The organism is Fulvimonas sp. R45 (assembly GCF_030504985.1).
In the GTDB taxonomy this organism is placed as follows: domain Bacteria; phylum Pseudomonadota; class Gammaproteobacteria; order Xanthomonadales; family Rhodanobacteraceae; genus Rhodanobacter_A.
The window spans coordinates 1-26,612 of the sequence record NZ_JASERU010000030.1; the positions used below are offsets into that span (position 1 = coordinate 1).

Below are 26,612 nucleotides of genomic sequence, written 5' to 3' on the forward strand. Positions count from 1 at the left end.
ATCGTCTGTGTAGCGACGACGGGTAATGCGTTGCATGGGAACCTCCAGGGTGCGATCAAAGTATCGCTTCCTGGCCTCCGCTCTGGCGGGGCAGGTTCAACAAAACCCACCTGCAAGGTCTGATCAATAGCGGTGCCATCAAGCACAGCACGGCCAGTAACCGCATGCATACAGTGGTGGGCTTTTACCGGTTCCTCATGGCAAGCGGACGCCGACTAGGTTTCGCTCCTCTGAATGATCCATGGGTTGATCGAACCGTGGGACTTCAATACATCGACGGCAAGGGCTTCAGGCAGGTCAGGGCGGTGACGACGACCGACGTGTCCATCAAGGTTCCCAAACGGGACTATGCGTGGGATCGTCGAATCAATGACGGCGGGAGGCTGCTGCCACTGTCGCCGGATGAGCAGAAGGCCTTGGTCAATGCGCTAAAGCAGTGCGGCAACCGCGACTACGAGCTGATGCACTACGTCGCGCTCCTGACCGGCGCCCGGATCCAGACGGTCCTGACACTGCGTTGGGGCGATTTCGCCGCGCCGCCGAGCCAAATCAACCAGTGGCCGTTCAAACTGCCGTGCGGGCCGGGGACCGGTATCGACACCAAAGGCGATGTGGCGAATGTGTATCTCTCCGTGCAGCGGGAGCTCTACGAATGGCTACACATCTACGCGATCTCTGACCGGGTCAGATCCAAGCGCGAGAAATCCAAACTCCAGCAGGACCCGATGAACTATCTGTTCTTGTCGAATCGCGGTAGCTCCCATTACGAGTCCAAGGACGATCGCTATGCCCTTCGGGACGCCACCGAACTGCGGAAGCGCTCATCGTCGGCAGGTCACAACCTCCGGTCCTTCATCACGGACTACGTGATCCCTGAGATTCGTAAGTCGATCCCCGACTTTCACTACCAGTTCCACGACCTGCGGGCGACCTTCGGGATCAATTGGATCGACGCGGTCGTGGAGAGCCAAGATACGCGCGAGCGTTACCTGTGGGCCCGGGAGCAACTTCGCAAACTCATGTGGCACAAAGCGGCCGTCACGACGGATCGATACATCGAGTATCGCCGGCACATGGAACACCTCGAGAAAGCGGAAGCTCACTGGAACCAGAATCTGCTCGACCTCATCCGCTCCGCCTAATCGCATGAAGGTCCGCAACGGCAAGAACGAGAAGATAGGGGGCGCGATGGATGGTTCTGACTGGATCAGCAACGTTCGTGGCTATGCGAGCGGGTTGCCTCGTCTGGCGTTCCCATTGGAGGGGGGCATGCCCGATCTTTATGTACCCCAGAGCACGATTTTGCAGATAACCAACGGCGAGCAGATCCATGCCTACCTGTGGTGCTACCTGGAGCGCAAGGTCAACGGCAAGTGGTATCGGTTCAACCCATCAAGCCTCTCGGTGCAGCGGGTGGCGGACCTGCCCAGGGCCATCGAGCGCCTGTCCAAGTATTTTTGTTTCGCCGACGCCAGGCCTCAGTCGGTGGTAGACAGGTTTGCGCATGGCCTGACCGGTTTTTTGAACTGGCTGGATGCGCCACTGCACGATGGGCGGTTTGAGTCGATCCTGGGCGACCCGGATCTGGCTCGTGATGCGCTGCAAAAACACCACAGCTACTTGCGGCAGCGCATGCAGGGGAATCACACCGCACGGCGCCTCAGTGCGGCGTCGGCGTCGCATATGGACGTTGGCGCCATCAAGATGATGTCCGTGATCCACGACCGCGCATACAGTGATGAGATTGAGGCCATTGCAGGTCCCCGTGGTGACGGCGTCAAGACACCCGGAACGGAGGACGTGGCCAGCTTCCTGGCTTGCGCGCAAGGGGTGTTTGACTCGGTGGCGCGGATCGTTCTCGACGACTCGCATGGCAACGACGCCGCCTTCCTTGGCGAGTTGCGCTGGCCGTCGAGGGATCAACAAGGATTGATGCCGATCCCAAGTGGCACTCCCATGGCGCGTGTGATCGAACTCGGATGCATGGCCTACGCTGCGCTGTGCATCGGCGACTCGGGTGCCAACCTCGCTCAGCTTCAGTCGTACGAAGAGCCCAAGGACTTGCATGAGCAACTGCGTAGCCCGGAGAAGCTCAACCTGCGCCATAAGGTCATCAAGTTTCGGGCCGGGGGAAAGGCGGTGCCGCTTCATCTGACCTCCACCACCGTATCCCGCATGCGGACCTATCTTCGCCTTCGGGAAACGATGCTTCAGCGGCTTGACTGTCCCGACATCGGCCCGATGTTCATTCAGTGCGTGTACGCCATAGGGGCTCCGCCGAGGCCTCGGGGCGTTATCCCACTGTCACCGGAGTTCAGTTGGGACATACGCCGGCGGTTCAGTGCCTTCGGTATCAAGTTGCCTCACGTCACGATGCAGCAGCTGCGCGCGTACAAGGCTGGCAAGGTGGCCAAGGATCACAACCCCAAGGTGGCAGCCGAAATGATGGGGCATTCCGTGAGCACCGCCATCCGGAAGTACGGCAAGATCACCGCGGAGGAGTCGAGATCGGACATGGCCCCTTTCCTGGTTTCATTAACCTCGGTGGTTCGGACGCGTTCGGAGGTCGGTGCAGCGGCGTCCACGCGCGCCGCCCCCATCACCGCTATTCCTGTGGGGGGGTGCGGGGACCACGGCCATCCCGAAGCGCTGGCAGACGCCCCGTTGGTGAAGCCCGATTGCAAAAAGACGGAAGGATGCTTCTTCTGCAACAAGTTTCAGGTCCACGCCGACGAAGCGGATAGCGTCAAGCTGATGTCTTGCCGGTACGTGCTGGGACGCTTGGCGCCGAGACTAGGTGACGCGGGTGCGGCCGAACGGGTCTATGCCGTCGTGATGGAGCGCATCGGTGCGCTGCTCAACGAGATCAAGCGCATCAATCCCGAGGTCCATGAGCGAGCTCGGGTAGCCGTTCTGGAAGAGCGCAGGCTCAGTCGCTATTGGGCCAGCAAGCTTCAACAACTCCACTTGCTGGGCTTGCTGGCGTCGCCTTCCGCCCCGGCCTGATCGCAAAACACCCCATTCATCCGCAGCCCCATTCAAACCTGTCCGCACCCTACGCCCTCATGGAAAGAAGCGATCTGGCGACACCGGTCACCCCCCCGTCTAACTCCTTGCTGCTGAGGGAGGCTGACCGGGGGCGCATCAGGCTGCAAGAGGGCGGTCATGGCGATTCCGGCGGGACCGCCGACGCTCCCGAAGTGGTGTCTTATTTTGACCCCCGGTTGGTCGTGAGCCTGGATCCGGCGGGGGAGCCTCTGAGCCGCTACGGAGATGGAAGGTGGGATCTGCGCACGATGGGCACCGATGGTGGGCAAAGCGCGGCCGGTCTGTCGTTTTTTGTCACGGGGGCCCCATCGGTGCCACCGAACATCGGCAGGACCAATCTCGCTGCTTTGATTCGCGAGCAGCAAAAGGCACTGCTTTGGTTGTACATGGATGCTGGGCGACAAAGGGCGCAGAAGACCACGCAGACCGCAGGTTTCACGCTAACCCGATTGGCTACGGGAGCCTATCGTCGCGGCATCTCGTTGTTCGCGTTGTTCTGCGACCCCCAGGCGCTCGGCGAAGAATCGGCGGAACTCAACTCCAACTACGCCAAAATTGCCCGATCCCTGCTCAAAACATTGTGGCGCCACCGCGACTTCCTCAACGTGGGGCTGGAGGTCAAGTTGACGCAGCTGGCGGAGGTCATCAAGCAGGCTGCACCAGTTTCAGAAGACAGCCAAACACCCATCATCCCATCTCGCATCTACTGCGCGATCTTGGCCAGCTTGCTGGGTGGTTTGGATCGAATCGAGAGTGGCCTGGACAGCCTGCTGAATGCTTACCGGCAAGAGCGCGCCGGCACGCGCCATGCGCCGAAAGGCATGACTGCAAAGCAGCGAAGGCTGCATCGAAGGCTGCATCGTGATAAGCAACTCCAAGAGGTGAGGGAGGCGATGCGGACCAGGGGGTGGAGCCGGGGAACCCTCCACATGTTCATCGCCGGTGAGATCGCTGACATCCAACTCCGGCTGATGAACCTCGTGATCGCCTTCACCGGCATGCGCATCGGAGAGGCGAAGATCCTGCCACTCAAGGGCGTTATGGAGGAGGTGCAGCACCGTGACTCGGTGCACCATATCGTCAACGGATACAGCCACAAGCTCAATGGTGGCAGAAAGCGATCCGCGCAGTGGGTCACAAGTCCGGAGGGCCGTCGAGCCATCTTGCTTGCCCAGAAGGTCGCCTCGACCATCTTAGAGGTATTGGAAGACGGTGACCCCGCCAACGATGACGCCGCATTGTTGTTCTGCTCGACGGCCAACCCTTACAAGAAGCAGAATCACACGACTATCTACAGCGGTATGCGCGACCAGCTGATACCGGAGATTTGCCCCGTCATCACCCAGGTCGACATCGACGAACTCAACGCGATGGAATTGGAGCGGAACTGGCTGCGTGAGGGGATAGAGGTCGGCAAACCGTGGCCGCTGACCTTCCATCAATATCGACGGAGCCTGTCGGTTTATGCCCATCGCTCGGGCATGGTCAGTCTGCCGGCCCTCAAAGGGCAGTTGCAGCACATCACCGACGAGATGCGCGCGTATTACAGCGATGGCTTCTGCCGGGCAGTCAACCTCGTCTTTGACAAGGAGCACTTCAGCCATGAGTGGAACGCGGCCAAGTCAGAATCGAGCTTCCTGGCCTTCAGCATGGCCTTGCTGTTCTCGGATGAAGATCTCATCGGTGAGGTCGGTGGACGGGGCGCGGCCTGCATGGCGCAAACGGTATCCAGCCGTTCCAAGGAAGAAACCCTGAAACTCTTCCGTGACGGCAAGCTGGCCTACCGTGAGACGGTCCTGGGCGGTTGCGTCGCCGTGGAGGACTGCACGCGCACACCGCTGGAACCCATTCCTTGGAACTGCCTTGAAACGGACTGTGCTAACGCGGTGGTGTTTGAAAAGCGCCTAGGTCTGCTGATCACTACGCAGGAAACCGTGGTGGCTACGTTGGCGAGCACCGAAGCGGATAGCGTTGAGCACCGCTTGGAAGTCGATCACCTGCGGGTCCTCCTCAAGGCGCGTAAACGCCTCACGGGGGCCGTATGAGTGCCAAGATCCAAGTTGCCAAATACTACGCCGCGCTGGAGCGTTTGATCGCACGTGGCGAGCCCATCAATAACGATGCGGTCGCACTGGAAGCTGGTAGTGGGCGAGGCAGCATCAAGAAATCTAGACCCGCTTACGCTGAGTTGATCGCGGTCATTGATGCTGCAGCCGCGCAGCAGACTGAGATAAAGGTTACTTCTGACCCTATGCCACGATTGCGCATGGATCTCGAGGACCTGAGGCGACGATTGGACCAGTCCCTCGACAGAGAGGTGGCTCTGTTGTACGAGCTCTACGCCCTTCGCGCCGAGGTCAAGCAATTGACCGAAGAGAACGGACGTTTGAAGTCCGGGCGACTTGTCTCAGTGAAATGAATTATGCGCGGATTTGATCATCGGCGCGGCCATCGTGTTTTACGTGATCAAGGAGGCGATAGGGATCCTGCGCGAAGCAAAGAAAGCGCATGCGGGCACGATGGCCGCCTCGCACGTGGAACCGTAGTCCGCTGTTCTTCATCGGGGAGGAGGACTTGGCGACGGGCGGCATCTGAGGCCTCAGCGTGCACGCCGCCCGTCGTGATCGATCACGATCTCACCGTCCTCTTTGGCAAACGGTTGCGTGACCGGCGGCAGAATGTCCAACACGGTCTCGGAGGGACGGCACAACCGCGTTCCGTTCGGCGTAACCACGAATGGCCGATTGATCAAGATGGGGTGCGCCAGCATGGCATCGAGAATGGCTGCATCCGTGAGGGCTGGGTCATCCAGGCCCAAATCCGTGTAGGGCGTTCCTTTTTGCCGCAAGGCCTCGCGGGGATGGAGCATGGCTTCGTCAATCAACCGGACGAGCTCCTCCCGTGTGGGCGGGTGCTTCAGGTACTCGATGATGGTCGGTTCGATGCCGGCGTGACGGATCAACGCCAAGGTGTTGCGCGACGTACCGCAATCGGGGTTGTGGTAGATCGTTACGGGCCAATCGATGGCCGAGGTCATGAACAGGCCCCGCCGGTACCGCAGCACGCCGTGCGCACCGGAGCTCGAAGCGTGGCGGGTGTAGCCACGGCAACCGGCACACTCGTCAGTGGACGTTCGGTGACCCCTGCGGTGGCCGCAAGCTTTCCAGCTTCAGCTGCACCCTTGCGCTCGCTGTAGCGGTCCACCAGATATTCGCTGCGGTCACGCACCAGCAGAGTGAACTTGAACAGCTCTTCCATCACGTCGACCACGCGGTCGTAGAACGGCGAGGGCTTCATGCGGCCGTCCTCGTCGAACTCCTGCCAGGCTTTCGCGACAGACGACTGGTTCGGAATGGTCACCATGCGCATCCAGCGCCCCAGCACGCGCAGCGCGTTCACCACGTTGAACGACTGCGAGCCGCCACAGACCTGCATCACCGCCAGCGTGCGCCCCTGCGTCGGGCGCACGCTGCCGTCTTCGAGCGGCAGCCAGTCGATCTGGTTCTTGAATACGCCGGTGACGCTGCCGTGCCGCTCCGGGCTGACCCAGACCTGCCCCTCGGACCACAACGACAAAGCGCGCAGCTCCTGCACCCTGGGATGGCTGGCCGGCACGCTGTCCAGCATCGGCAGGTCGTGCGGATCGAACACGCGGCTCTCGGCGCCGAACCGGCGCAGGATGCGCTCCGCCTCCAGGGCGAGCTTGCGGCTGAACGATTGCGGCCGCAGCGAGCCGTACAGGATCAGGATGCGCGGTGGATGGTCGGCACCCGTCGGCAGCGCCAGTTTCGCGAGGCTGGGGGTGTCGAGCAGGGCGGCGTCGATGTGCGGGAGTTCTTCGGTCACGGGCAGGTCCGGTATTGCATTGATGCAATGATTCTATGAATATAGAAATATCGAAGCAAGATGGCCGCGCGGAAACGATCACCGCGTGCGCTGCCCGTGCTTCCCCTGCCCGATCCGCGCACCTGCACGAGAGCCGCCATGAACCCCTGCCGCGTCCTGTTCATCTGCACGGGCAACTCCGCCCGCAGCATCCTGTCCGAAGCCACGCTCAACCACTTGGGCAAGGGCCGTTTCGAGGCGTTCAGCGCCGGCAGCCAACCCACGGGCAAGGTCAACCCCTACGCGCTGGAGGAACTCCAGGCCGCTGGTATTTCGATAGATGGCCTGAGCAGCAAGTCGTGGGATCGCTTCACGGAAGCAGGTGCGCCGCCGCTCGATATCGTCATCACCGTGTGCGACAACGCGGCCAACGAAACCTGCCCGGTGCTCTTCGGCGATTTCGTCAAGAGCCATTGGGGCCTGCCCGATCCGGCTGCCGCGCACGGCCATGGCGCCTTGCTGGAAGCGTTCCGTCGCGCGCACACGCTGATCCTCTACCGGGTCGCCGCCTTGGTCGACCTGCCGGTGGAGACGATGGATCGCGAGGCCCTGAAGCAGGCGCTGGATCGCATTGGCGCCATCACCGACGAAGATGAGGACGCGGCATGAACGAGACGTCACTGACGGCAGGCGAAGCCTCAGCCGCCGTTCCTGCGAAAAACTCCATCGGCTTCTTCGAGCGCTACCTGACCGTCTGGGTGCTGCTGTGCATTGCCGCCGGCACGCTGCTGGGACACCTGCTGCCCGACTCGTTCGCGAAGCTGGGCAACATGGAGGTGGCGCAGGTCAACCTGCCCGTCGCCGTGCTGATCTGGCTGATGATCATTCCCATGCTGCTGAAGATCGACTTCGGCGCGCTGGGTGGCGTGCGCCGCCAGTGGAAGGGCATCGGCGTCACGCTTTTCATCAACTGGGCCGTAAAGCCCTTCTCGATGGCGCTGCTGGGCTGGATCTTCATCCGCCACGTGTTTGCATCGTGGCTGCCGGCCGACCAGTTGGACTCCTACGTCGCGGGCCTGATCCTGCTGGCGGCCGCGCCCTGCACGGCGATGGTGTTCGTGTGGAGCAACCTGTGCAACGGCGAGCCCAACTTCACGCTGAGCCAGGTGGCCTTGAACGACGCCATCATGGTGGTGGCCTTCGCGCCCATCGTCGGGTTGCTGCTCGGCATCTCGGCGATCACCGTGCCGTGGAACACGCTGATCCTCTCGGTGGTGCTCTACATCGTCGTGCCGGTGCTGATCAGCGCGGTGCTGCGTCGTGTCGTACTGGCCCATGGTGGCCAGGATGCACTCCAGCGTCTGCTGGCCCAGCTGGGACCGATCTCGCTTGGCGCGTTGCTGCTGACCCTGATGCTGCTGTTCGGCTTCCAGGGGCAGCAGATCCTCGCCCAGCCGCTGGTGATCGCCATGCTGGCGGTGCCGATCCTGATCCAGGTCTACGGCAACTCGGCGCTGGCCTACGTCCTCAATCGCGCGTTCCGCGTGCCGCACTGCGTGGCAGCGCCCTCGGCCCTGATCGGTGCCAGCAACTTCTTCGAGCTGGCAGTCGCGACGGCGGTGGGCCTGTTCGGCGTGCACTCCGGCGCAGCGCTCGCCACCGTAGTGGGCGTGCTGATCGAGGTGCCGGTGATGCTGTCCGTGGTCCGCATCGTCACCGCCAGCAAGCGCTGGTACGAAGCCCAGACCGTCTGACCGGAGAGTGCCATGCAAGGCCACTACAACGTCCTTTTCGTGTGCACCGGGAACTCCGCACGCAGCCTCCTCGCCGAGGCCATCACGAACCACCGCGGCGGAGAACGGTTCCGCGGCTACAGCGCCGGGAGCCAGCCCAAGGGGTTCATCTACCCGCAGACACTGGAGGCGCTGGAAGCCGTCAGCCTGCCGACCGAAGGGCTGCGGAGCAAGAGCTGGAGCGAGTTCCTGCTTCCTGATGCGCCCATCATGGATTTCGTCATCACTGTGTGCGACCAGGTGGCCGGCGAAGCGTGCCCCGCGTGGCCAGGTGCGCCGATCACCGCGCACTGGAACATTCCCGATCCGGCCAAGGCCACGGGCGACCGCGAAATGGTCTACAAGGCGTTCCTGCTGGCGCGCAATCTGTTGCAGCAGCGGATCAGTTTGCTGATGAACCTGCGCCTTGAAGCACTTGATCGCCTGGCGCTCAGCAGCCGGATCGAAGGGCTGGATTCCGAGGCCGATTCGCAGCCGGCTTGACCCGGCCGGCCGCCCTCCTCGTACACTGCCCGAGCCCCAGAGGAACAACACCCGCACGTCATGCAGACCAAGCAAGCCATCACGCTCCTCTCCGCTCTGGCTCAGGAATCCCGCCTGGCCATCTATCGCCTGCTGGTCGAGCATGCGCCGGATGGTCTGGTGGTGAGTGCCATCGCCGAGCGTCTGGGCGTCGCGAACACCACGCTTTCCTTTCACCTAAAGGAACTGGTGCACGCCGGCCTGATCACCAGCCGGCAGGAAGGCCGCTTCATCTACTACACGGCCTCGATGGCGGCCATGGACGATTTGATCGGCTACCTCACCGAGAACTGCTGCAGCGCCACCGGAAAGAGTTGCGCGCCTGTAAAAGATGCTGGGCAAGCAACAAGCTCGCGTACCCAGTTGCGTAGTAAAGCCCGAACAGCCTGACGGGCTGGGTGATTTGCCAATCGCTACCCGCAGCAGGATTTCTGCTGCTGGATCGGCGGACACGGCACGCTGCCATAGGAGCAGAACACGCAGCAGTCGCCGGCTTTCGGTCGGAGCAGCTCGCCGCAACCTGCGCAGTCGTAAAAGAACTGGCAGGCATCAGTCGGCATAGTCTCGCTGGCCTGATGGCCGCAATGCGGGCAGGTCAGCGTGCTATGCAATTCGATTCCATGGGCAGGGACATCCGAAACCGGTTGCGTCATAGGAACCATGCCATCAGCTTGGGCTCAATATGCGGCCAAGCGAGCGCGAGAACCAGCACCAGACTTGCGAGGCTCATCAGCCACAAGGTTGAACTGGCCAGTCTTGCCTTGTGCTTCACGGACTGCCTCCATACCCACAGCCAGGCTCCGACAACGGACAATACCGCCAGGACGGTCAGCCACACGTGCGCGCCGGCCAGCCACCCCAACAAGCCGCCCGCCATCGCTGTTGCAGCGATGGTGGGGAAAGCCAAAGGCAGCACACAGCATGCGGCGCAAGCGATGACTGCCGTTGCCGATGTGGCTGTGGCGGCCCCCGCGATTCGCCCAGCTTTCACGGGGCTAGCTGGTCCAGTACAGGCTCCACAGCATGCCGCGGCCCCTGCGGTCGATCGACCACCTTGAAAAGGAGCCAGCAGTGCATCGGCATCCCGGGAGGCATGGGCCGGCACGGTGATGGCGAGGGAGACTCCTTCGTTGCTGTCGGCGATCCTGAATTCCAGGAAGGCGCAGCATTCCTGCTCTCGCGACACCAAGGCTTCGACGTCGTGTCGTGCGGCGGGATCATAAATCAGCGTCAGTGTGGTGCCCTGGCGCTGAACGCGGCGCAGGTGTTTTCCGTTCAGCTCAGTGATCCAGGCGATGCGCTCTTGAAACGCACGGCCCTCCAGCGAGCATGCGGGTCCGGGGATGGCCATGTCAGTCATGCGGTTCATTTCCGGTGGAATGGCGCTACGCTATTCCTTCAAGTAACTTGAAGTTCAAGCCCTCATGACCACTGAAATGAAAATTGGGCGTCTGGCCAAGGCTACCGACACCACGGCTCCCACCATTCGCTACTACGAAGACATCGGCCTGTTGCCGACAGCCTCTCGCCAACCCGGTAGCCAACGTGTCTACGGCGAAGCCGATGTCCGCCGCCTGACCTTTATCCGCCGCTGCCGTGATTTCGGCTTTCCAATCGACAAGGTACGGCTGCTGGTCTCGCTGGTGCAGAACCGCGAACGCTCATGTTCGGAAGCACGTGATCTCGCCTTCGCGCACTTGGTGGAGATACGCCGGAGGCTTGCTGAGCTGCACGAGCTCGAACGCAGCATCGCTTCCTTTGTAGATAGCTGCGATCAATCGTGCGCGGGCGGCCCGGGCGCCGACTGCGTGATGCTCGAAGAGTTGGCCCATGGCAACGCGCCATTGCGAATTCAACCGCGGCGAACAGGTTGTTGCGCGAAAGCGGAAGTGAAAGGGAGCATCAAATGACCCGTACCGCCTTGGTCTACGCTGCCGCCGCTCTGGCAGAAATTGCCGGATGCTACGGCTTCTGGTTATGCCTACGAGAAAGCAAGCCTCTATGGTTCCTGGCCGCGTCACTCGTATCGTTGTCCGCATTCGCGTGGTTGCTGACGCTTTCGGAAAGCAACGCCGCAGGGCGTGCCTTCGCTGCCTATGGCGGCGTCTACATCGTGGCGTCGATCGTGTGGTTGTGGCGAGTCGAAAATGTTCGGCCTGACCGATGGGACGTTGTCGGCTCCGGCATCTGCCTACTGGGTGCAGCAGTGATCCTGTTTGCACCCCGCCATGCGGTGGCTGGCTGAAGAAGTGCGTGGCCTGAGTGCCTCGGTGTATGCCGCCGTGCACCTGGTCCGTCGACAATCGTCCACACGCTCGTTGGCGGTCTCAAATGACGCGGGATTTTCAGCAGGGGCATAGCGCGTGCCTGCACAAGCAGGCACACGAATGTGTGGTTATCGCTCCACGATGATCGACGTCACCGTACTGGCCATTCCGGCCGGGCGCAGCGTGAACTTCACCTTGTCGCCGACCTTGGCGACCTTGAGCAGATTCGGCGAGGCTACCTTGAACGACATCGTCATCGCCGGCCAGCCGATGGCCGTGATGGCCTGGTGCTGAAGGGTGATGGTGCCCTTGGCGGGATCGATAGCCTTGACGATCCCCACGCCCTGCGCCTCGGTGGGCTTCGTCACTTGCGTGCCGGCCATGCCGGGCATGTTCGGATCCATCTGCTGGGCAGCGGCCGGGCCGGTGGCGACGATCAGTGCGCCGGTGAATGCGAGAGTGAAGAACTGCGTTTTCACGGGTCAGTTTCCTTTCGTGGTGGGAAGAAGGGGCGCGCTTGCCCTGCTGGCTTTGCTCAGCCGGTAACGAACCAGCAGGCGGAATGCTGCCGGCAGCACCAGCATGGTCAGCAACGTCGCGGTGACCATGCCGCCGATCATCGGCGCGGCGATGCGCTGCATGACTTCGGAGCCGGCACCGTGGCCGAGCAGGATCGGCAGCAGGCCGGCGATGATTACCGCCACGGTCATCGCCAACGGCCGCACGCGTTGCGCGGCGCCTTGGCGAATGGCTTCGTCGAGCGCGTCGATACCGGCCTGCGGATCGAGCGCTAGCTGCCGATCCCAGGCGTGGCGCAGGTACAGCAGCATCACCACGCCGAACTCGGCGGCGACGCCGGCCAGCGCGATGAAGCCGATTACCGTCGCCACCGATACCGAATGGCCTAATAGCCAGATCAGCCACAGGCCGCCAACCAGCGCCAACGGCACGTTGGCCATGATCAATGCCGCCTCGCTGGCACGCCGGAACACGGCGTAGATCAGCGCGAAGATGATCAGTAACGCCACCGGTACTACCAGCTTGAGCCGCTCCGCCGCACTGGCGAGATACTGGAACTGCCCCGACCAGTCCAGCGTGACGCCGGGCGGCAGCGTGACTTGTCGTGCCACGGCCTGCTGCAGCCGGGCGACCACGCCGCCGAGGTTGCTGCTGGCCGTGTCGATGTAGACGTAGGTCGCGAGCTGGCCATCCTCGCTCTTGAGCATCGACGGCCCCGCTGCGACCGTGATGTCGGCGACCTGGCTCAAGGTGAGTTGCGCACCGTTCGCCGCCACGATCGGCAACTGCCGCAGCGCCTGCACCGAATCGCGGTCTACACGTGGGTAACGCACCACGATGGGAAAGCGCTCGCGCCCTTCGATGCTTTGGCCGACAGGATCGCCGCCGACCACCGTGGCGATCAGCTGCTGGATCTGCTCCTGGGTCAGTCCGTAACGTGCCGCCTCATCGCGATGGATATGCACGTCGACATAGCGTCCGCTGGTCGGACGCTCGGCCACGGCCGAGCTGACCCCAGGCACGGTCTGGGCCACCGCTTCGATGCGGTCGGCCACCGTCTGCAGCGTGGTGAGGTCGGTGCCCAACACCTTGATGCCGATCGGACTCTTGATGCCGGTGGAGAGCATGTCGATGCGGTCGCGGATCGGCGGCACGAACAGGTTCGTCAGGCCCGGCACGTGTACGGCCCGGTCGAGATCGGCCTTGATCTTGGCCATCGTCATGCCGGGACGCCACTGATCCTTCGGCTTGAGGGTGATGATGGTCTCGAACATCTCCAGCGGGGCCGGATCGGTGGCGGTGTCCGCGCGCCCCGCCTTGCCGAACACGTGGGCCACCTCGGGCACGGTCTTGAGCATGCGGTCGGTGAGCTGCAGCAACTGCGCCGCCTTGCCAGACGACAGCCCAGGCAAGGCCGTCGGCATGTACATCAGCGTGCCCTCGTCCATCGCGGGCATGAACTCGCTACCAAGGCGGCTGAGCGGCATCAGCGCCGTGAGCAGTACCAAAGCGGCCAGCCCCAGGGTGGCCTTCGGCCAACGCAGCACCGTGTCGAGGATCGGCCGGTACAGCGCGACCAGGCCACGATTGATCGGATTGGCGTGTTCGGCGCGCAGGCGCCCGCGCACCAGATAACCCATCAGCACCGGCACCAGGGTCACCGCCAGCCCGGCGGCGGCCGCCATCGCGTAGGTCTTGGTGAAGGCCAGCGGCTTGAACAACTTGCCCTCCTGGCCTTGCAGCGCGAACACTGGCACGAACGACAGCGCGATGATCAGCAGGCTCACGAACAGCGCCGGCCCCACTTCCACGGTGGCCTCGGCGATCAGCGCCCAGCGCGCCGCGCCTTGCGGTTCTTGCCCATCGTGCGCGTCGCGCCAGTGCTCCAGGTGCTTGTGGGTGTTCTCGATCATCACAATCGCCGCATCCACCATCGCGCCGATCGCGATCGCGATGCCGCCCAGCGACATCAGGTTCGCGGTGACGCCTTGCAGGTTCATCACGATGAAGGCGGCGAGCACGCCCAGCGGCAGGGTGATCACGGCGACCAGCGCCGAGCGCAGGTGACCGAGGAACAGCGCGCAGACCAGGGTGACGACGAGAAACTCCTCCAGCAACTTGCGCCAGACGTTCTCCACGGTGGCGTCGATCAGCCGGGAGCGGTCGTAGGTCGGCACGATCTCGACGCCTGCCGGCAGGCTGCGTTGCAACTGCGCCAGACGCGCCTTCACCGCCGCGATGGTGGCCTTCGCGTTCTGGCCCGAGCGCATCACGATGATGCCGCCGACCACTTCGCCCTGGCCGTCCAGCTCGGCGAGGCCGCGCCGGAAGATCGGACCGCGCCGTACCGTCGCCACGTCGCGCAACCGCACCGGCACGCCGTTCGCATTGGCGACGATGGGCACGTTCTCGAAGTCGGCACGGGTCTTCAGGTAGCCCTCGCTGCGCACCATCAATTCGGCTTCACCCTGCTCGATCACCGAGCCGCCGTTGGCACCGTTGGCGGCGTGTATGGCATCGACCAATTGCGCCACGGTGAGGCCGCGCGCGGCCAGCGCCTGCGGATCGGGCACGATCTGCCAAGCGCGATCCATGCCGCCCAGGGTGGCCACCTCGGCGACGCCCGGCACGGTCTTCAGTTGGAAGCGCAGGTTCCAGTTCTGCAACGCCGTGAGCTGGCCGATGTCGTGCCGGCCGGTGCGGTCGACCAGCGCGTACTCATAGATCCAGCCCAGTCCGGTGGCATCCGGACCGAGTGCGGGATTGACGCCAGCTGGCAGTCGATCGCGCGCCTGGCTCAGGTACTCCAGCACGCGCGAGCGCGCCCAATAGAGGTCCGTGCTGTCGCTGAACAGCACGTCCACGTAGGAATCGCCGAAGAACGAGTACGCGCGCACCGTGGTCGCTCCAGGCACCGACAACATGGTGGTGGCCAGCGGATAGGTGACCTGGTCCTCGACCACCTGCGGCGACTGGCCGGGGTAGCTGGTGCGGATGATGACCTGGGTGTCGGAGAGATCCGGCAGCGCGTCGATGGACGTATGCCACACCGAGAACACGCCGACCGCTGCCAGCGCCAGCGCGGCCAGCAACACGAAGACGCGGTACCGGATCGAAACGCGGATCAGCGCGGCGATCATCGTCCGTCTCCCATCGGCATGCCCGGCATGGCGGTGCTGGATGCCGGTGCGGGCACGGACTCGCCTGTCTGCAGGCGTTGCAGCGATCCGGACAGACTCGCCTCCGAGTCGATCAGAAACTGGCCGGACACCACCACGTGCTCATCGCCGGAAAGCCCCGCGAGAATCTCGGTATCCCCACCGGCCGAACGTCCAAGGCGCACCGCCACCGGCCTGAACTGCCCGTTGCCCTCGGCCACGATTACCCGCGGTGTGTCGCTGCCGGTGGCGATCACCGCATCGTCGGGCACTACCGGTTCGGGCGAACCCGCCGCCGGTTGCAGCTCCACACTGACGAACATGCCGGGACTTAGTGCGTGATCCGGATTGGCCAGCACGATGCGCGCACGCTGGGTGCGGGTCATCGCGTCGATGTCGGGTAGCAGGGTTTCCACCTGGCCGCGGAACACCTGGCCGGGCAAGGCCGTCGCACGCAGGGACACCGGCGTGCCGGCGCGCGCCATGCCCGCTGCGGCCTGCGGTAGCGCCGCCTCCACCCACACCGTGGACAGACCGTTGAGCGTCATCAAGGTCTGCCCGGCGCCGACCTGCTGGCCTTCACGTACGTCCAGCGTCGTGACCACGCCGTCCTGCGGCGCATGCAGCGTGATATGACCATCCCGTTCCGAAGCGATGTCCTGTGCCGTCAAGCCCAGTACCTGCAGGCGTTGCCGCGCGGCCGAGCGCAGCGCCTGCGCGTCCGGGGACTGCGCGTGCTGGAGGGCGCGGTATTCGGCGATCGCGCCACTCCATGACGGTGCCAGCAGCTCGGCCAGTGGCTGCCCGGCCCTGACGTCGGTGTACGGTGCGCGCACGTCGAGCCGTTCCACCGTCGCATCGACGCGCGCGCTCACGGTGACGGCGTCGCGCAGGTTCCAGCTCACGGTGCCGGGTACTTGGAGCTGGGCCGCTAGCACCCGGCGCACCACGGGTGCGGTGCGCACGCCCAGGTTCTGCACGGTGGCCGGATCGATGTGCACCACGCTCTTGTCGGTGCTGCCATCGTCCGCGTATTTGGGCACCATTTGCATGCCCATCGGCGACATACCCGGGTGGTCGAAGTGCTGGTCGGGCACCATCGTGTCGTACCAATACAGCACCTTGCGTTGCGCGCCCTGCGGGCTCGTGGCGGTGTTGGCAGCCATTGATGCGGCGCCGACGTGACGGCCGCCGACATACCCCAACGCCAGCAACACGACGGCACCCGCCAGCGTGCCCATCACGATACCGATCCGTTTCATGGCAGGTTCTCCGAAGACGGGGTGGATTCGGGCAACAGGTAGGCCAGGGCGGCCCAGGCATGGGCACGGGTCGCCAGCGCGTTGGCGTAGTCGAGGTGCAGCGCGATCTCGTCGCGGCGTGCATCGAGCCAAGGTTGCAGCGTGCCGCCGCCGCGGTAGGCGGCCAGCGCCACCCGGCTGCGATCGCGAGCCAGCGGCAGCAGATCGTTGCGGTCGCGCACGATCTGCCGACCCCAGCCCTGCCAGACGGCAACGTCGCGCGCGACGGTTTCGCGTTGCGCGCGGCGGGCATCCTCGTGCGCAGACTCGACGGCGTCGCGCTGCGCCTGCTTCGCACTGATGGCGCGGTCCTGCCGGTTGCGGGTGAACAGCGGCAGGCTCACACCGACCTGCACCATCACCATGTCCGAGAGATACGGCGCGCGGTGGCCGTAGGTCACATCCACACTCCAGTCCGGGTGCTTCGAGGCGCGCGCCTGCGCCAGTGCGGCATCGGCCACCCGCTCGCGCGCCTGCCACGCCTGCATCGGTGCCTGCCGATCGGTGTGCTGTTCAAGCTGGTCCGGCGCGACCGGCAACTGGCCGAAGTCCGGGGCATCCGCCAGCGCAGTAGGTGCGTCGCCCAGCCAGCGCTGCAAGGACGCGTTTGCCACCTGCAAATCGGCGTCGGATGCTTCGATCCGGTTGGCCAGCGTCAGCGCCTCGGCCTGTGCCGCCAGCACGTCCGCCGCGCTGCCGGTGCCACCGTGCAACCGCGCCTTGGCGACCTGCACCGCGAGGGTACTTTCGTCGCGCAAAGCTTCCAGCAAAGTGCGCTGCTGCGCGGCCGCCCATACCCCGATCCAAGCGTCGGCGATGCGCTCGCGCACATCCTGTGCCGTGGCGGTGCGGTCAGCCTCGGCAGCATCGACCTGCGCGGCGGCCAGCGAACGATCCGCCGCCCGCGCCGCGTGTGAGGGAATCGTCTGCATCACACCGATCGTGCGCATGGTCATCGTGTCCGAGCGCAGGCTGAAAGCGCCCGGATCGGTGACCGGGTAATTGGAGACACCGAACGTCAGCGACGGGTCGGGCAAGCGCCCCGCACGCATGGCTTCGTCGCGCGTTGCTCCGACTTCAGCATCGCGCGCGGCGAGCAACGGCGCACGAGTCACACCCTGCCGCACGGCGGCGTCGAGTGTCAGGGGCAGGCGAATGGATTGGGCTGTGGCGACGGTCGCCCATCCACCCAGGACGATAAGCAACGCCCGCGCGCACCGACGGCGGGCCAAACAGGAAAACAACATGAGGATTCACTCCCGTGATCGAACAGGCGTCGCGCCACGCAGGCACGACGGCACCTCGGCGATGGCCGGGAGGTGCTAGATCAACAGGGAGCAGAACCGCAGTGTGGGAGGTGGATCGGGCCGATGCAGGGCCGTGTTGGGAAGCGCCACTCGATCCGCATGCACGATGGCCCCCAGCACCACGGGGGATGTCGAGGCGAGCAGGAGCGGTGGAACCGTGGGGAGGCTGGCATCGTGCGTCGATGCCGTCGTGCCCGCACAGTGCTCGGCGCAACGCGGATCCACGCCGTGCTGATGCGCGGTGGGCATCGTTGCCGCGATTCCCGTGCCCATGCCGGCACAGTGCCCCGTCATGGCGATAGTTGTCGATGCGACGGGCAGAGTGCAGACGTAGGCCGCCATGGCCAGTTGCTGGAACAGCAGGCAAAACAGCGCGATGCCGGTCCAAAGGACACGACGACGACGACTGATGTGAAAGCGTTTGCGCATGGCCCAGCCATCTTAGCGCAGCTGGAGTCGAGTCCAGTCAAGTCACGACTGCGCGGAAGGCTGCGCTCAAAACCCGAGCGGTAGGGCGGCGTCTGCTGAGCGAGCGGGCGCTGGCCATGCACCACAACAAAAAGACCGGACCCTTGAAGGGATCCGGTCTTGTTGCGTCATCAACAGCTTAACTGAACGCCTAGATCCTTGAAGGGATCCGGCCTCTTTTTGCGTCATCAACAGATGAACTGAATCCGTTACCGGCCACCTATGACATCCCCGGATTGATGATCCCTAACCCTATCGCGCGTAGTTAGATGACAACTTAGCCATGTCGCCAAGTAGGCTGCTTCCCAGAATGACCCACCAAAGAACCGCGAGATTTCAATGTGTTCTGGTCAGCGACAAGGTTAGGAGCCACCGACATATCTGCTGGGGTGGCTCTGACGGAGAGCTGGATCGTCGCGATCCCTGGACTTGCCAACACTATGGCCGGGCCTGCTCCGTGCGGGAAGCCAACGCGAGCAAGCGTCGGCGTGGTGCCGCAGACATGCGGTGGTACGCGATGATGAGCATGGCCAGATCATCGTCGTCGGCCAAGAAGTAGGGAACAGGGACGCCCAGCACCTGACCCAGTCGAAGGAGCGTACCGGTATCAGGGGTGTGTTTGCCGCGCTCGTACTGATTGACGCGCGGCGAGGCGACGGACGGATCCATGCCGGCTTGTATGCCCAGCTCTCGCTGTGACAAGCCCGCTTCCAGTCGGGCCGCCCGCAGGCGCGCCGCAATGACCGCCTCTTTTTTGCCTCCGCGTGCCACTCGCCGTTCCGTTCCTGCTGCGACTCACGGCAGCTTCGGCGGCGACGGTTTGCCTGCATACTAAGAGTTCCTTAATATCGACGGATTGCATCCCGATGGCATGGACGGCCACATCTCAACCTGCGGAAGGTGTGTAGTGAATTCGAGTGATCTGACCGCCAACCTCTATTTCTCGGCGGCCGTGCGCGTGGCCGCCGACGTTTCGCTGACGCGGCTGCTCCCCTTGGATGCGCTGCGTCTGCCGCTGGCGCCGCACGACCACTACTCACAGCGTGTTCTTCTCGCCTTGCAGGCCTTGGGGATCATCGAGCCGGAGCTTTCGCCGTCCCACGCCGACGACTGGCTGTTGGCACGCGACTGGACACGCTACAGCTTCGATAGCGTGGCATGGCGGATACGCTGGGCGCCGCGGGACTGCACGCGCCAGCACGACGTGGTGAAGACGCTGTTCAAGGACATCGAACCCACGGAAGACGCCATGCAGGCCTTGCTGGCCCTCTGGGAAGATCTCGCCCAGGCCGAGGCGGTCCAATATGCCCAGTGGATTCTGGCCAAGTCGGGGTATAACCCGGCATGGGCAAGCCTGGCGACAGACGGTTTACGCCAAGCGCTGAGGCAGCACAGTGTGAACCAGGTGATGTATCTGACGCATCTGGCAATGCGCTCGCTGGCGACCACCCATCAACAAGGCGGCACAGAGGCGACTCGGCTGGGAAATGTGTTCGCCTGCGCAGTAACCAGCTTTGCACAGCGTGCGGCCGTGGAGCGCTGGACGATCCGCGGCATGGCGCGACCGACAGAACTCCCCATGAGCACGTTGGCGACCATCTTCGCGTATGAGGTCACTCGGCTGGACGACGAGTACCTGACGCTTTCCCCTTCATTGGCGGCACTCTCCGTGGCAATTACCCGCCATCGAACTATCCATTGAGCGACACCCAAGCATACAGCGAACACGGGAGAGCAGCGGTTATGACACTACCTTACGAACGCTCTAGAGCAGTCATCGAAACCCAGAAGTTCTTGACGTTGCTGCTCGGCGACAGTCGAGTTCCAGCCGCGGTGCGCAAAGAAGCCAAGTGGCTCCTCCGACACTACCCATCGGCTTCTCAGGTGTTTCAAGCGGGATGGCACGAGCTGGTCAGCCCAACCTACGTTCTGGAGCCAATCTTTGACATCAGTATCGACGGAAAACCCTCGAAGCATTGGCCAACACCACCGGATCCAGCAAAGAAGTGTCATGACCGCGAAAAAGCTTGATGATCTCCTTGCTGCTGCGAGGTCAACGCCACCGGGGGCGGACCCGGCAAGAGCTCAAGAAGCTGTGTTTCGAGCCCTTCTTGATGCCACCGTATACGCGCATGTCCCGACGGAAGAACCTCCTCATGGGCGCATCCGGTTTTTCCAGTTCGTTCGCTCGGACAATGGTCAAGCGGTGCTTCCGTTCTTCAGTGATCGCACTCAAGCTGAACAACCCTTACGCGCTGGCCTCACGATCATGGCGATGGCGGGGCGGCGCCTGTTTGAGCTGACGCGTGGCGCCACCTTGGTGCTCAATCCAAACCTCGATGCGGTAGTGCTCTATCCACCCGAGGTGACGGCGATTCTTGAAGGCAGAGAGCTTGGCTACTTCGCGCAACAAGAACCCATCGACAACGAGGCCGTACTCGCGGGGCCACCCGGCGTCCCGACGAACGAAGTTGATGAGGTGCTACGCGAGTTGTTCGATCGAGAAGCAACTGTCAAAGCAGCCTACCTGGTGGAGGTACACACCCAAGGCAGCAAGGCCGAAGTATTCATTTTGCTTGCCATCATCGCGCCTTCCGCGGCGAAGGAGCGGCTGCTTCAACTTGTTACGCTGGCCCTCAAGACGAAGTCGCCACGAATGGATCTTCCTCTGAGCATCGCGTTCATCAATCCGGGCGAGGCGCTCCCAGATTTCTGCCACAGAGGCATTCAGTTTTACGGGGCATAAGCAGATGGTCGGATGGACATCGCATCCATATAGGATGTCGGAGAATTCCTACAGCCGGGTGCCCTGACCTGCGACAGAATGTGTGTGGGCCGATTGTTCTGTTGCTACGATCGGCAAGTGGCCGCTGGCCGCTTCACAGGGGCAATTCATGGACGTCGACGTCGACCTGTACCGCGAGAACGCGGTCTATCGCAGCTGGGCAGATCACACCCTCAACTTTGCGGTCGAAGGGCCTGCCAACGGATACAGGGGATTTCGTAGGCCGCAGCGCGCCGCTGCCTTTGCGGTGTTCTCGCACCTAGACTCCGAACCCGACGTGGCTGCGACCGTCGTGATGCCCACTGGTACGGGCAAGACCGACGCCATCTTCGCGATCATCATCGCAGGCCGGTTCAAGCGCACCCTGATCATCGTGCCGTCCGATGCCTTGCGCACCCAGATTGGGGATCGATTGGCTAGTCTGCAGCGGCTGCGCGCCATCGGTGCCATCACGGACGACATCCTGTCTCCGATCGTGCATCGCATCGACGGTCATGACGCTGCGATGGACCGAGCTGCGATTGAAACGTCCAACGTCACCATTGCAACGCCAGCTGCCTTGGCACAACTGGCTGATGACGAACTGGCGGCTTTTGCCGTGCATTTTAGCCATGTGATTTTCGACGAGGCGCATCACGTCGCGGCAGTCACGTGGGGCCGCATCCGGCAGGCCTTCGGGACCAAGCCCGCGATCTACTTTACTGCCACGCCCTTTCGTCTCGACCAGCAGCGCCTGGACGGTAGAATCGTCTTCAACTACAGCCTGGCCCAGGCACAGCGCGACAACTACTTCCAGAAGATCGACTTCTACCCGGTTCGCGAGTACGTCGCCGACCAGATTGACCGCACCATCGCCAGCAAAGCGATCGAGCTGCTGGCGGACGATGTCGGCAACGGTTTTGATCACCTCCTGATGGCGCGTTGCGCCACGATTGCCAAAGCCAATCGCCTCGTTACCCTCTACCAAGAGCTCGGTGCCCAGTTCGAGCCGGTTGTGATCCACAGCAAAAGCAGGACAAAGGATCGAGATCTCGCTCGAATCCATAACCGACATAGCCGCATCGTAATCTGTGTCGACATGTTCGGCGAAGGTTTCGACCTACCTGAGCTCAAGATCGCGGCCATTCATGACCAGCACCAAAGTCCGGCGGTCACGCTGCAGTTCATCGGACGACTGACGCGCACGGATTCACGACTCGGAACGGCCAAGTTCGTCGCCAACGTCGCCAACCAGCGCGCGGACAGCCCGATGAAGCGGCTCTACGAGGAGAGCGCTGACTGGAGCTTGATCATCCGCGAGGTTAGCGCGGAGCGCATAGGGCGGGAACTCCAACGGCAAGAGTTCGAAACGCGATTCGAGGGAGACTCCGACGGAGCGAAGATCGCTGCGCTCAATCCCACGCCCAATATCAGCGGACTCGCCTACCGATTAATCCCGTCGAGCTGGCACCCGCGCGCTGTCGAGCGCTTGGGCTCACCCACCGAGACACTACAGATGCATTCGGTGAGCGACGACGGCACGATTGTCATGGCGGTGTCTCACGAGACTGCGCCCGTCGCCTGGGCCCGAAGCGAGTCGATCTTCGGATCGACGTGGATCCTATATCTGGCCTATTTCCGCCGGAGCGACGCCATCCTGTTTATTTCCTGCACAGGGGACGTACGCCAGGCGACGCGATTTCAACGTCTTGTCGCACCGACTGCGCGGCGCATCGATGGCGATGACGTCTTCCGCATCATGCATGGCATCAACCGACTCCGGCTTCAGAACGTCGGTCTGAGCCGATCGGGCCGGGACGTGCGGTTCACCATGCACGTGGGGCAAGACGTCAACAGAGTCATGGACGACCTCGAAAGCGGTCGCTCCATCAAGTCGAACATCTTTGGTGTCGGCCACGCCAATGGTGAAGGAACGACCGCCGGGTGCTCGGCCAAGGGAAAGTTGTGGAAGATGGACTCGGGCGCCGTGGATGAGTGGGTGCGTTGGTGCGACGGCGTCGCAGCCAAGATCAATGATCCAACCATCGACACCGCTGCGATCCTGCGCAACGTCATGCGCGCAGAAAAACTCGCGAATCGGTGGCCCGACGGTATCTTCTTCGCTGATTGGCCTGACGCGCTCGGTGTTGAAACCGAAGGCCGGTGCACGCTCACGTTCGACGGCACGTCGTACCCGCTTCTGGATACGAAGCTCAGCCAGCCCGTTAGGGAGGCTGATGCCACCCTCGCGATCACGCTCTCTGTCGTCCTGCCCGATGGCGAGGAACGGCCCCTGACGACCATTCGGATCCACCTCGACACGGACGGGTACCGGTACACCGCTGGGCGCGCGACACTTCTCATCGGCAACCAGCAGCATGATCTCGCCGAGTACCTTGGGCGTGAGCGAATGCGCCTGCTGCAGGCGGATGGTTCCATCTTGATTGGCAACTACCGCTACTTTACCCACGCAGCCCTCAATGTCCCGCTTCCCTCGTCTTTGCTGACCAGTTGGGACTGGGGCACGACGAATATTCACAAGGAGTCGATGATCCACCCCACCGACTATGACTCGGTCCAAGGATTTACGTTGCAGAAGATCTTCGATAGCTACGACATTATCTTCAATGACGACGGCGCTGGCGAAGTCGCGGATCTGGTCGGAATTCGGGAAGCGAACGACCACATCGTGGTGGACCTCTATCACTGCAAGTACTGCGGCAGCGGCCAGCGTCCGGGCGCCCGCGTCGACGACGCATACGTGGTCGCCGGACAAGCCAGCCGCTCCGCGAAATGGCTTCATAAAGGGCCCGCGCTCTTCCAGCGACTCCTTGCGCGCTACAGCAGCAACGGCGGGCAAACGCAGCGGCTTCTCAAAGGCACGCCCCACCACATCGACAGGCTGAGGTTCAAGGCGAATGACGTGGAGATGCGGATGGGGTTCTACATCGTTCAACCGGCCGTCTCAGCCGCGAATGTGACCGAGAGTGTTATGACAGTCTTCGGTACCACCTACATGTATCTGCGCGATATCGCGAATGTGGATTTACGTGTGATTACCAGCCCGTAAGTCCCACGGGTTAGTGGATCCGACTACAAGGTACGCCCTTAGGGTGGGCGCTTGCTGAAAAGCGCCGCTCAGCGAGCGCCCGATGTGCTCTGGCAGGCCCTAGCGGATTTACGGCTTCGCAGGGCAATGGCTATTGTGACGAAGCGGCGTCCTGCAGGTGCGCCCGCGGATCGTACCCGTCGGAGTTTCGGACCTGGGCGATCAGTCCGTTGGTCCCGATCGTCCGATGTCCGTTTCCGACCCATGGCGGACTTTTTGGCTGGCCGAAATAGGGCAATAGCAGCAAATGTGCCTAACACCAGCGCGTTCTCTAGACCGTACGGGAACTCTGTTCAGCCCTCACCGGAATCCGAAGTTATGGACACTTCGGGCCTTTTAGTGTCCATATTTAGACGCTATCTAGGCGACACAAGCTGTGAGGTGAGTTGTTGCGGTTTCATATACTTAATGTGTCCATGTGTTAGCTGGCCTGTTAAGGCTACACAACGTCTGAACCACGCCGCCCGCGTCGCGCGGACGACACGCGTCGACGGCGGGCATTCCGTGCGAGGATGCGCGCCGTTCGGCAAGGCGCGGGGTGGGGCATGGCGGAGGTGGTGCTGCGGATCCGGCTGGGGCGTCCCGATGACGCCCGCGCGGTGGCCGCCCTGGTGCGTCGCGTGACGCGGCGCTGGATCGTGCCCGACCAGCCGCCCGAAGCGGGGCTGGCGCTGCTGTCGCGCCAGGGCGCGGCGGCCCAGCGCCTGCGCATGCAGGAAGGCCACCGCTTCCACCTTGCCTGGCTCGGCGACACCCTGGCGGGCGTGGCGACGCTGCGCGACGACAGCCACCTCACCCAGCTCTTCGTCGGTACCCGCTACCACGGCCGCGGCATCGCGCGGCGGCTGTGGCGGCGCGCGATGGCCGACGCGGTGCGCCGTGCCGGCACGCGCCGCTTCACCCTCAATGCCTCGCGCTGCGCGGTGCCGGCGTACCTGCGGCTGGGCTTCGTGGCGACCGGGCCGGAGCAGTTTTCGCCCAACGGTGTGCTGACCACTCCGATGGCGCTGGAGCGCGCCCCGGAACGCCGCGAGCGGGCATAATGCCGGCCCGTCCGCGGCCAATGACCGGAGCACGCATGCCAGGCCAGCAGCACGAAGTCAGCTTCCGCTTCCTCGCCCAGCCCACCGACGTCAACTTCGGCGGCAAGGTGCACGGCGGCATGGCGATGAAATGGATCGACCAGGCCGGCTACGCCTGCGCGGTGGCGTGGAGCGGGGCGTACTGCGTCACCGTGTCGGTCAGCGGCATCCAGTTCGTGGCGCCGATCCTGATCGGCGACCTGGTCACGGTGCGGGCGCGGCTGATTCATACCGGCACCTCCAGCATGCACCTGGCGGTGGACGTGCTGGCGCAGGACCTGCGCAGGGGCGAGCAGCGCCTCGCCACCAGCTGCGTGATGGTGTTCGTGGCGCTGGACAGCCCCGACGGTGGCCGGCCCACGCCGGTGCCGCCGTGGCAGCCGCGCGACGAGGAGGAGCGTCGCCTGCAGGCCTATGCGCAGCGGCTGATGGCGCTGTCCAAGGAGATGGAGCAGCAGGTGACCGCGATGCGCGTGCCGCGGGATCAGTGAGGAAGCGAGGGGCGCTCGTGCCATGGCCGCCGCTCCGGCTGGCGGCGCCGTGCGCAACGCCGACGCCAGCAGGGCCGGGGCGGCAGGGCGGCGGGGGAACGATGCAGGGCGGTGCGGGCCGGCAAGCGGTCGCGGCATGCGCCCCACCGCACCGCAGCAGGGGATTCAGATGCCGTGGGCGAAGCGCTATGATGCGCGCCCCGCGTTCAGGCCTCGTCCGATGCGTGCCCGCGGCGACGGCGAGAGTTCGTCGATTTTTGCACCCGCAAGTCTTGACACATTTCCGGGCGCTCACGACAATAGCCGTTCTTTGTTGGAGGGATACCCAAGCGGCCAACGGGGGCAGACTGTAAATCTGCTGGCTTACGCCTTCGGTGGTTCGAATCCACCTCCCTCCACCATGACGAGTTCCGCGCAGGGCGTTGCAATCCGGGCGGGAGTAGTTCAATGGTAGAACCTCAGCCTTCCAAGCTGATGGTGCGGGTTCGATTCCCGTCTCCCGCTCCATTGATCCCGTCTTCGTGTTTCGTGCTCATGTAGCTCAGTCGGTAGAGCACTTCCTTGGTAAGGAAGAGGTCGCTGGTTCGATTCCAGTCATGAGCACCATCTACACGGCGTCGCGGGCGTCGATCCGGTGTCGATCGGATTGGTTTTATTTCACATCAACTGACTCCATCGGGGTTTAGCGCGTATGGCAAAGGGTAAATTCGAACGCACCAAGCCGCACGTCAACGTGGGCACGATCGGCCACGTGGACCACGGCAAGACGACGCTGACGGCGGCGCTGACGAAGGTGGGCGCGGAGCGGTTCGGCGGCGAATTCAAGGCCTACGACGCGATCGACGCGGCGCCGGAAGAAAAGGCGCGCGGCATCACGATCTCGACGGCGCACGTGGAATACGAATCGCCGACCCGCCACTACGCGCACGTGGACTGCCCGGGCCACGCCGACTACGTG

At 63.4% G+C, this 26,612-nt stretch carries 27 protein-coding genes and 3 tRNA genes; 20 read left to right on the plus strand and 10 right to left on the minus strand.

Annotated elements, in window-relative coordinates; genetic code table 11:
- The first annotated feature begins 257 nt into the window (after positions 1–257).
- The 4 genes from QMK61_RS17025 to QMK61_RS17040 are packed head-to-tail and all read left to right on the plus strand — an operon-like array spanning position 258 to position 5,467.
- On the plus strand, positions 258–1,142 hold the full coding sequence (locus QMK61_RS17025; RefSeq protein WP_302073432.1) for a tyrosine-type recombinase/integrase: 885 nt from the start codon (positions 258–260) through the stop codon (positions 1,140–1,142).
- A 4-nt stretch (positions 1,143–1,146) separates the two neighbouring features.
- Complete coding sequence (locus QMK61_RS17030; RefSeq protein ID WP_302073433.1) at positions 1,147–3,006, plus strand: hypothetical protein; 1,860 nt, start codon at positions 1,147–1,149, stop codon at positions 3,004–3,006.
- Entirely contained in the window at positions 2,940–5,093 is a 2,154-nt protein-coding gene (locus QMK61_RS17035) for a hypothetical protein (RefSeq protein ID WP_302073434.1), read from the plus strand. Before QMK61_RS17030 ends, QMK61_RS17035 begins: the two co-directional genes overlap by 67 nt.
- A complete protein-coding gene (locus tag QMK61_RS17040) occupies positions 5,090–5,467 on the plus strand; it encodes a hypothetical protein (RefSeq protein WP_302073435.1) in 378 nt (125 codons plus the stop codon). Before QMK61_RS17035 ends, QMK61_RS17040 begins: the two co-directional genes overlap by 4 nt.
- 180 nt (positions 5,468–5,647) lie before the next feature.
- Here the strand turns inward: QMK61_RS17040 and arsC are convergent, their stop codons facing one another.
- Positions 5,648–6,085, minus strand: a complete 438-nt coding sequence (gene arsC, locus QMK61_RS17045) for an arsenate reductase (glutaredoxin) (RefSeq protein WP_302073436.1) — start codon at positions 6,083–6,085, stop codon at positions 5,648–5,650.
- Positions 6,082–6,894, minus strand: a complete 813-nt coding sequence (gene arsH / locus QMK61_RS17050; protein ID WP_302073437.1) for an arsenical resistance protein ArsH — start codon at positions 6,892–6,894, stop codon at positions 6,082–6,084. Before arsH ends, arsC begins: the two co-directional genes overlap by 4 nt.
- Before the next feature lie 138 nt (positions 6,895–7,032).
- Between arsH and QMK61_RS17055 the strand changes: the two genes are divergently transcribed.
- From QMK61_RS17055 to QMK61_RS17070, 4 genes are read left to right on the plus strand one after another with little or no spacing between them, the layout of a single operon-like run.
- Positions 7,033–7,542, plus strand: coding sequence for an arsenate reductase ArsC (locus QMK61_RS17055; protein ID WP_302073438.1), 510 nt, complete (start codon positions 7,033–7,035; stop codon positions 7,540–7,542).
- Positions 7,539–8,627 (plus strand): ACR3 family arsenite efflux transporter, encoded by a 1,089-nt coding sequence (gene arsB, locus QMK61_RS17060; RefSeq protein ID WP_302073439.1) that lies wholly within the window; start codon positions 7,539–7,541, stop codon positions 8,625–8,627. Before QMK61_RS17055 ends, arsB begins: the two co-directional genes overlap by 4 nt.
- A 12-nt stretch (positions 8,628–8,639) precedes the next feature.
- The gene (locus QMK61_RS17065; RefSeq protein WP_302073440.1) at positions 8,640–9,149 is read left to right on the plus strand and encodes an arsenate reductase ArsC; all 510 of its coding nucleotides are present in this window, start codon (positions 8,640–8,642) and stop codon (positions 9,147–9,149) included.
- A 60-nt stretch (positions 9,150–9,209) separates the two neighbouring features.
- Positions 9,210–9,578: a metalloregulator ArsR/SmtB family transcription factor gene (locus QMK61_RS17070; RefSeq protein WP_302073441.1), complete on the plus strand. Its 369-nt coding sequence runs from the start codon at positions 9,210–9,212 to the stop codon at positions 9,576–9,578.
- A 23-nt stretch (positions 9,579–9,601) separates the two neighbouring features.
- Here the strand turns inward: QMK61_RS17070 and QMK61_RS17075 are convergent, their stop codons facing one another.
- Together QMK61_RS17075 and QMK61_RS17080 are read right to left on the minus strand one after the other, a co-directional pair.
- Positions 9,602–9,841, minus strand: coding sequence for a GDCCVxC domain-containing (seleno)protein (locus QMK61_RS17075; RefSeq protein ID WP_302073442.1), 240 nt, complete (start codon positions 9,839–9,841; stop codon positions 9,602–9,604).
- Positions 9,838–10,548 carry a hypothetical protein gene (locus QMK61_RS17080; protein WP_302073443.1) on the minus strand — a complete coding sequence of 237 codons (711 nt, stop codon included), beginning with the start codon at positions 10,546–10,548 and terminating at the stop codon, positions 9,838–9,840. Before QMK61_RS17080 ends, QMK61_RS17075 begins: the two co-directional genes overlap by 4 nt.
- A gap of 64 nt (positions 10,549–10,612) precedes the next feature.
- On the opposite strand from QMK61_RS17080, the gene QMK61_RS17085 reads away from it, so the two are divergent.
- On the plus strand, positions 10,613–11,098 hold the full coding sequence (locus QMK61_RS17085) for a helix-turn-helix domain-containing protein (protein ID WP_302073444.1): 486 nt from the start codon (positions 10,613–10,615) through the stop codon (positions 11,096–11,098).
- Complete coding sequence (locus QMK61_RS17090; protein ID WP_302073445.1) at positions 11,095–11,433, plus strand: YnfA family protein; 339 nt, start codon at positions 11,095–11,097, stop codon at positions 11,431–11,433. Before QMK61_RS17085 ends, QMK61_RS17090 begins: the two co-directional genes overlap by 4 nt.
- Before the next feature lie 150 nt (positions 11,434–11,583).
- Here the strand turns inward: QMK61_RS17090 and QMK61_RS17095 are convergent, their stop codons facing one another.
- The 6 genes from QMK61_RS17095 to QMK61_RS17120 all read right to left on the minus strand — a co-directional run bounded on the left by QMK61_RS17095 (position 11,584) and on the right by QMK61_RS17120 (position 18,979).
- Positions 11,584–11,934 (minus strand): copper-binding protein, encoded by a 351-nt coding sequence (locus QMK61_RS17095; RefSeq protein ID WP_302073446.1) that lies wholly within the window; start codon positions 11,932–11,934, stop codon positions 11,584–11,586.
- A 3-nt stretch (positions 11,935–11,937) separates the two neighbouring features.
- On the minus strand, positions 11,938–15,114 hold the full coding sequence (locus tag QMK61_RS17100) for a CusA/CzcA family heavy metal efflux RND transporter (protein WP_302073447.1): 3,177 nt from the start codon (positions 15,112–15,114) through the stop codon (positions 11,938–11,940).
- The gene (locus QMK61_RS17105; RefSeq protein ID WP_302073448.1) at positions 15,111–16,394 is read right to left on the minus strand and encodes an efflux RND transporter periplasmic adaptor subunit; all 1,284 of its coding nucleotides are present in this window, start codon (positions 16,392–16,394) and stop codon (positions 15,111–15,113) included. Before QMK61_RS17105 ends, QMK61_RS17100 begins: the two co-directional genes overlap by 4 nt.
- Positions 16,391–17,638 carry a TolC family protein gene (locus tag QMK61_RS17110; RefSeq protein ID WP_345783641.1) on the minus strand — a complete coding sequence of 416 codons (1,248 nt, stop codon included), beginning with the start codon at positions 17,636–17,638 and terminating at the stop codon, positions 16,391–16,393. Before QMK61_RS17110 ends, QMK61_RS17105 begins: the two co-directional genes overlap by 4 nt.
- Before the next feature lie 117 nt (positions 17,639–17,755).
- The gene (locus QMK61_RS17115; RefSeq protein ID WP_302073450.1) at positions 17,756–18,169 is read right to left on the minus strand and encodes a hypothetical protein; all 414 of its coding nucleotides are present in this window, start codon (positions 18,167–18,169) and stop codon (positions 17,756–17,758) included.
- A gap of 477 nt (positions 18,170–18,646) precedes the next feature.
- The gene (locus QMK61_RS17120; RefSeq protein WP_302073451.1) at positions 18,647–18,979 is read right to left on the minus strand and encodes a helix-turn-helix transcriptional regulator; all 333 of its coding nucleotides are present in this window, start codon (positions 18,977–18,979) and stop codon (positions 18,647–18,649) included.
- Positions 18,980–19,115: 136 nt separating this feature from the next.
- Between QMK61_RS17120 and QMK61_RS17125 the strand changes: the two genes are divergently transcribed.
- The 10 genes from QMK61_RS17125 to QMK61_RS17170 all read left to right on the plus strand — a co-directional run.
- Positions 19,116–19,910, plus strand: a complete 795-nt coding sequence (locus tag QMK61_RS17125) for a hypothetical protein (RefSeq protein WP_302073452.1) — start codon at positions 19,116–19,118, stop codon at positions 19,908–19,910.
- Positions 19,911–19,951: 41 nt separating this feature from the next.
- Positions 19,952–20,239 carry a BPSL0761 family protein gene (locus QMK61_RS17130; RefSeq protein WP_302073453.1) on the plus strand — a complete coding sequence of 96 codons (288 nt, stop codon included), beginning with the start codon at positions 19,952–19,954 and terminating at the stop codon, positions 20,237–20,239.
- Positions 20,220–20,954, plus strand: a complete 735-nt coding sequence (locus QMK61_RS17135; RefSeq protein WP_302073454.1) for an SseB family protein — start codon at positions 20,220–20,222, stop codon at positions 20,952–20,954. The genes QMK61_RS17130 and QMK61_RS17135 overlap by 20 nt, the downstream gene beginning before the upstream one ends.
- 148 nt (positions 20,955–21,102) lie before the next feature.
- Complete coding sequence (locus tag QMK61_RS17140; RefSeq protein WP_302073455.1) at positions 21,103–24,042, plus strand: DEAD/DEAH box helicase family protein; 2,940 nt, start codon at positions 21,103–21,105, stop codon at positions 24,040–24,042.
- Between the two features lie 584 nt (positions 24,043–24,626).
- Positions 24,627–25,124: a GNAT family N-acetyltransferase gene (locus QMK61_RS17145; protein ID WP_302073456.1), complete on the plus strand. Its 498-nt coding sequence runs from the start codon at positions 24,627–24,629 to the stop codon at positions 25,122–25,124.
- A gap of 35 nt (positions 25,125–25,159) precedes the next feature.
- The gene (locus QMK61_RS17150; protein ID WP_302073457.1) at positions 25,160–25,654 is read left to right on the plus strand and encodes an acyl-CoA thioesterase; all 495 of its coding nucleotides are present in this window, start codon (positions 25,160–25,162) and stop codon (positions 25,652–25,654) included.
- Positions 25,655–25,969: 315 nt separating this feature from the next.
- A tRNA-Tyr gene (locus QMK61_RS17155) sits at positions 25,970–26,055 on the plus strand.
- Between the two features lie 32 nt (positions 26,056–26,087).
- Positions 26,088–26,161: transfer RNA gene (locus QMK61_RS17160), tRNA-Gly, on the plus strand.
- Positions 26,162–26,184: 23 nt separating this feature from the next.
- Positions 26,185–26,260 (plus strand) — tRNA-Thr (locus tag QMK61_RS17165).
- Positions 26,261–26,345: 85 nt separating this feature from the next.
- Positions 26,346–26,612 (plus strand): GTP-binding protein (locus tag QMK61_RS17170; RefSeq protein ID WP_302073458.1); only part of this gene is annotated, 267 nt, incomplete at its 3' end.

Bases quoted from the DNA above. Each gene is read 5' to 3' on its own strand.
- QMK61_RS17030 (WP_302073433.1), top strand. From the start codon at position 1,147: ATGAAGGTCCGCAACGGCAAGAACGAGAAGATAGGGGGCGCGATGGAT.
- QMK61_RS17040 (WP_302073435.1), top strand. From the start codon at position 5,090: ATGAGTGCCAAGATCCAAGTTGCCAAATACTACGCCGCGCTGGAGCGT.
- arsC (WP_302073436.1), bottom strand. From the start codon at position 6,085: ATGACCTCGGCCATCGATTGGCCCGTAACGATCTACCACAACCCCGAT.
- QMK61_RS17055 (WP_302073438.1), top strand. From the start codon at position 7,033: ATGAACCCCTGCCGCGTCCTGTTCATCTGCACGGGCAACTCCGCCCGC.
- arsB (WP_302073439.1), top strand. From the start codon at position 7,539: ATGAACGAGACGTCACTGACGGCAGGCGAAGCCTCAGCCGCCGTTCCT.
- QMK61_RS17065 (WP_302073440.1), top strand. From the start codon at position 8,640: ATGCAAGGCCACTACAACGTCCTTTTCGTGTGCACCGGGAACTCCGCA.
- QMK61_RS17070 (WP_302073441.1), top strand. From the start codon at position 9,210: ATGCAGACCAAGCAAGCCATCACGCTCCTCTCCGCTCTGGCTCAGGAA.
- QMK61_RS17075 (WP_302073442.1), bottom strand. From the start codon at position 9,841: ATGACGCAACCGGTTTCGGATGTCCCTGCCCATGGAATCGAATTGCAT.
- QMK61_RS17080 (WP_302073443.1), bottom strand. From the start codon at position 10,548: ATGACTGACATGGCCATCCCCGGACCCGCATGCTCGCTGGAGGGCCGT.
- QMK61_RS17085 (WP_302073444.1), top strand. From the start codon at position 10,613: ATGACCACTGAAATGAAAATTGGGCGTCTGGCCAAGGCTACCGACACC.
- QMK61_RS17090 (WP_302073445.1), top strand. From the start codon at position 11,095: ATGACCCGTACCGCCTTGGTCTACGCTGCCGCCGCTCTGGCAGAAATT.
- QMK61_RS17100 (WP_302073447.1), bottom strand. From the start codon at position 15,114: ATGATCGCCGCGCTGATCCGCGTTTCGATCCGGTACCGCGTCTTCGTG.
- QMK61_RS17105 (WP_302073448.1), bottom strand. From the start codon at position 16,394: ATGAAACGGATCGGTATCGTGATGGGCACGCTGGCGGGTGCCGTCGTG.
- QMK61_RS17115 (WP_302073450.1), bottom strand. From the start codon at position 18,169: ATGCGCAAACGCTTTCACATCAGTCGTCGTCGTCGTGTCCTTTGGACC.
- QMK61_RS17130 (WP_302073453.1), top strand. From the start codon at position 19,952: ATGACACTACCTTACGAACGCTCTAGAGCAGTCATCGAAACCCAGAAG.
- QMK61_RS17135 (WP_302073454.1), top strand. From the start codon at position 20,220: ATGACCGCGAAAAAGCTTGATGATCTCCTTGCTGCTGCGAGGTCAACG.
- QMK61_RS17140 (WP_302073455.1), top strand. From the start codon at position 21,103: ATGGACGTCGACGTCGACCTGTACCGCGAGAACGCGGTCTATCGCAGC.
- QMK61_RS17145 (WP_302073456.1), top strand. From the start codon at position 24,627: ATGGCGGAGGTGGTGCTGCGGATCCGGCTGGGGCGTCCCGATGACGCC.
- QMK61_RS17150 (WP_302073457.1), top strand. From the start codon at position 25,160: ATGCCAGGCCAGCAGCACGAAGTCAGCTTCCGCTTCCTCGCCCAGCCC.